Source organism: Caballeronia sp. ATUFL_F1_KS4A (assembly GCF_023630905.1).
Taxonomy (GTDB): domain Bacteria; phylum Pseudomonadota; class Gammaproteobacteria; order Burkholderiales; family Burkholderiaceae; genus Caballeronia; species Caballeronia zhejiangensis.
In genome coordinates, this window is the sequence record NZ_JALQEB010000064.1 from 1 (window position 1) to 256 (window position 256).

Below are 256 nucleotides of genomic sequence, written 5' to 3' on the forward strand. Positions count from 1 at the left end.
GATCAAAGCCTATGACGCGATCACGAAGCGACTGCAGGTGATGGGCGCGACGATCACGCCCGAACAGGTGCAGGCGCTGGTGATGCAGACGGTGCAACAGGCGCTTGTGGTGCAGCCGGAAGAGCCGCAGCCCGAACAGTACGAAATGCAGCAGTTCCCCGCCAACATGGACGCGGGGATGCCGCCTCAGATGCCGGCAGAGATGCCGCCCGAAATGCCCGAACCGATGGGGATGAATGATGCCGACGCTTAACGC

General features: G+C 62.5%; 1 protein-coding gene. It reads left to right on the forward strand.

Annotated elements, in window-relative coordinates; translation table 11 throughout:
• The coding region (locus NCS03_RS31045; RefSeq protein WP_250530514.1) for a hypothetical protein at positions 1 to 253 on the forward strand (253 nt) is incomplete at its 5' end.
• Between the last annotated feature and the right edge of the window lie 3 nt (positions 254 to 256).